Genomic DNA, 3,420 nt, shown 5'->3' on the forward strand with positions numbered 1-3,420 from the left:
CCCCCGGAAGGGGCCGGGACGCTGCACCTCATGGTTTGCGACGCTCGCTCACCGATCGTGCAGGCCGGGCACTTCGAGGCGGGCGCCCTCGGCGTGTTTCTTCAGCTTCTTCAGGGCGCGGCCTTCCAGCTGGCGGATCCGCTCCTTCGTGACGCCGAAGCGGTTGCCGACCTGCTCCAGAGTCTGCGGTTCGCTGCCCTGCTCCAGGCCGTAGCGGTAGCGGAGGATGTCCCGCTCCCGGTCGTCCAGCTCCATCAGGATGTCGCCGATCACCTTCCGCTGCCGGGTGTTCGTCAGCTCGTCCATGTAGGGGTTGGCCCGCTCCTCCTGGGAGAACTGGAACACCTCTTCCTTGCCGGTGCGGAACCGGTCCAGCTGGCGGTGCTCCTGCGGGATGCTGCGGGCGAAGTTCTTCATGATCGCCCAGGTGGCGTACGTGCTGAACTTGTTGCCCTTGGTGTAGTCGAACTTCTCGACCGCCCGCATCAGGCTCACGTTGCCGTCGGAGACCATCTCGAAGAAGTTGGCCCCCGGCTTGATGTGCCGCTTCGCGATGGACACGACCAGCCGCAGGTTGCTGCGGGTGAGGAAGTTCTTGACGTCGATCGCCTCGCGGGTCCACGCCTCCAGATTGTCGAGCTGCTCCTCGGTGGGGGTGGAGTCGCCGATCTCCTCCCGCAGCGTGGCCGCCTTGAACTTGAGGTAGTTCATCTTGCGGAACCAGTACTGCTCGTCCTCGCGGGTCAGCAGCGGGTAGTTGTAGAGGCTCGCCAGGTAGGGAGGCAGGCCGCTGGGCACGCGGATGCGGCGGTGCGGTTTGTCCTTCTTCGGCGGCTCGCAGAGGATCACCTCGTCGGCGTCCGGCGTGTGGAACTCGGGGGAGTCCATGTAGGCCGGCGGCTCGCCCATCACCTCTTCGGCCCGCAGTTCGTGCAGGGCCCGCTTGATGGTGGGCTTGGTGCGGCTGAACGACTTCGCCAGCCGGGCCAGGGTCCAGCCGCGGCGACGGCGACGCAGGATCTCCTCCTTCTCCGCCCGCGTCAGGTCGCCGGGGCGGACGCGGAAGACCGGACGGTCCGGGTTCTTCCGTTCGAAGTCCCGCAGCAGGGAGCGGATCGAATCCGGGCTGCGGCCGAATTCCTCGGACAGCTGCTTGGCGATCTGCGGCGGGGTGAAACCGCCGTTGGCCAGGCTGCGGGCCTTGCGGACGATCCGCCCCCGGTCCGCGTCGGAGAGGGTGACGGTCTTGCGGCCCTGTTCGATCTCGTCGGCCCGCTCGCGGACGAACCGGTCCACGGTGCTTTGCAGGAAGCCGACCCGGCGACGGCCGTCCAGCTTCAGCTTGCGGCTGACCAGCCCGCGATCCCGCCAGCGGTCGACCGTTTTGCCGGAGACGCCCAGCTTCTTGGCGATCTCGTCCACCGTCAGCACCGGTTCGCCGACCTCCTCCGCGGACAGTCCGGCGGTGGTCGACAGATCCTCCGCGAACAACCGCAGATTGCGAAGAGCTTCCTCGCCGGAGACGGTCTCCTCGCCGTCCGCCTCGGCGGCGGCGGGCGCCTCGTCGTCGGCCCCCTCCAGGGAGCGGCGCAGGTCGTTGGCGTCGTAGGCGGCGTCGGGATCTAACCGGCCGGACAGCCTCTCGGCGCGACGCACCCAGGCGAGCTGCACCTCGCGGCGCCCGTCCTCGGCGACGTGGTCGGTCAGATTCTTCAATTCAGGGATGGTGTAGCTCATAGCGTCCGTTCGGCGGAAAGATAGGGGGGCCGCCGACCGGATAGGGCCGGGCGGGTCTGGGGGCGGTTCCGTGCCGCCGCGGGGGCGGCCGTCGAGCGATCGGTGCACGTTCGGCGCCGGAATCCCGACCGCCGCGGACCGAATTGCGGCGCCGCCGGCGGGCGAGGCGAGCGGCCGAACGTTCGACCGCACAGAGACGTACGTTCATTCCCGACACAAAGTTTGACGGAAAGTTCGGAATCGGTCCCTTGACGAAAGAACCGCACGCAAGTCCGGTTCGTCACCGGATTTCCGGCGAAAAAACCGCCCCGGGTTCTGGGCGGGACGAGCCGCGGCCGCGGCGAAGCGCCCGCCGTGACCGGGGTGATCGGGTGCGATACAGTTTGCGGTCGGATTGCACACCGACGTTCGCTTCCCCGCACCGATCGCCCCGATGGCCGCCGACCGCCCCGCTCCCGCCCCCGCGGGCACGACGAACGTCGCCGCCAGCGACCCGGCCCCGTTCTACGCCCTCGGCGCCGGGGCGCTGCTGGTCGTGGTCGCCTTGGCGGGCTACTTCCTCAGCGAGGTGCGGAGCCCCACGTCGTTCATCCCCGGCGCCTTCGGACTGATCCTGATCGTCTGCGGCCTGATCGCCCGCACCGGGCTGCGGGCGCTGAAGATCGCGATGCACGTCGCCGCGGTCGTGGGGCTGATCGGCTTTCTCGCCGGGGCGGGGCGGCTGGGGATGGTGCTGGCGAAGGGCGGGGGCTCGACGCTGGGGATCGTTTCGTTGGGGGCGATGGCCGTGATCTGCGCCGTCTTCCTCGCCCTGTGCGTGAAGAGCTTCCGCGACGCCCGCAAGCGGCGCGAGGCCGCCGTCTGAGCCGCGTCGGCGGCTACAATGGCGCCGCTCCCCCGTTCGGACCGCCCCGATGGCCACGCTGACGATCGACGACGAGACGTATTCCGACGTGAGACGCGCCGCGGAACGGTGCGGTCTCACGGTGGAGCAGTGGTTGCTGGAAACGGCGTCGGCGGGTCTCAGCGACGACGCGGCCCCCGGCGCCGAGCTGGCCCGGTGGGAGGAGTGGCTCGAAGCGTTCGCGGCGGATCACGGCGCGACCGGCCTGCCGTTGGACGACTCCCGGGAGAGCATCTACCGGTGACGCTGATTCTGTGCGACACGAACGTCCTGTTGCGGCTCGCCAAGCCGGATCACCCGGATCACGAAGTCGCCCGGGACGCGCTGCGAGTTTTGGCGGGGGCCGGCTACATGCTCGCGCTGGTCCCCCAGTGTTGCTATGAATACTACGTTGTCGCGACGCGGCCGGTCGAGCGAAACGGCTTAGGGATGAGTCCGAGCCACGCGGGAAGGGACGTCGACCGACTGATTCGGCGGTTCCGCTTCCTTCGAGACGAACGCGGCGTGTTCGACGGATGGAGCGAACTGGTGGAACAGTACGACGTTCGGGGGAAGCCGGCGCACGACGCCCGCCTCGCGGCGGCGGCGTTCCGGCACGGGGCGGTCCATTTGCTCACCTTCAACGGTTCGGACTTCGTCCGGTATGTCGGCTTGACCGTCATCGCCCCCGCCGAAGCCGCCGCGTTTGCCGCGAACGGTTCCGCAGGTCGTTAGATAAAATTCGTCGCCGGCTCCCGCCGTTTCGGGGGAGCCGGCGACGATGTGCGTTTCACGTCCCG

The 3,420-nt window shown here is 68.9% G+C and carries 4 protein-coding genes; 3 read left to right on the forward strand and 1 reads right to left on the reverse strand.

The window, feature by feature from the left end:
* Positions 1-48: 48 nt before the first annotated feature.
* Positions 49-1,737, reverse strand: a complete 1,689-nt coding sequence (locus ACG2DA_RS22095; protein WP_395258770.1) for a sigma-70 family RNA polymerase sigma factor — start codon at positions 1,735-1,737, stop codon at positions 49-51.
* Between the two features lie 433 nt (positions 1,738-2,170).
* On the opposite strand from ACG2DA_RS22095, the gene ACG2DA_RS22100 reads away from it, so the two are divergent.
* Genes ACG2DA_RS22100 through ACG2DA_RS22110 form a run of 3 tightly spaced genes read left to right on the forward strand, consistent with a single transcriptional unit; the run spans position 2,171 to position 3,355 of the window.
* A complete protein-coding gene (locus tag ACG2DA_RS22100; RefSeq protein WP_395258771.1) occupies positions 2,171-2,602 on the forward strand; it encodes a hypothetical protein in 432 nt (143 codons plus the stop codon).
* Positions 2,603-2,651: 49 nt separating this feature from the next.
* On the forward strand, positions 2,652-2,885 hold the full coding sequence (locus tag ACG2DA_RS22105; RefSeq protein ID WP_395258773.1) for a hypothetical protein: 234 nt from the start codon (positions 2,652-2,654) through the stop codon (positions 2,883-2,885).
* The gene (locus ACG2DA_RS22110; RefSeq protein ID WP_395258775.1) at positions 2,882-3,355 is read left to right on the forward strand and encodes a type II toxin-antitoxin system VapC family toxin; all 474 of its coding nucleotides are present in this window, start codon (positions 2,882-2,884) and stop codon (positions 3,353-3,355) included. The genes ACG2DA_RS22105 and ACG2DA_RS22110 overlap by 4 nt, the downstream gene beginning before the upstream one ends.
* The last annotated feature ends 65 nt before the right edge of the window (positions 3,356-3,420 follow it).

The organism is Alienimonas sp. DA493, from assembly GCF_043951915.1.
In the GTDB taxonomy this organism is placed as follows: Bacteria; Planctomycetota; Planctomycetia; order Planctomycetales; family Planctomycetaceae; genus Alienimonas.

Bases quoted from the DNA above. Each gene is read 5' to 3' on its own strand.
- ACG2DA_RS22105 (WP_395258773.1), top strand. From the start codon at position 2,652: ATGGCCACGCTGACGATCGACGACGAGACGTATTCCGACGTGAGACGC.
- ACG2DA_RS22095 (WP_395258770.1), bottom strand. From the start codon at position 1,737: ATGAGCTACACCATCCCTGAATTGAAGAATCTGACCGACCACGTCGCC.
- ACG2DA_RS22100 (WP_395258771.1), top strand. From the start codon at position 2,171: ATGGCCGCCGACCGCCCCGCTCCCGCCCCCGCGGGCACGACGAACGTC.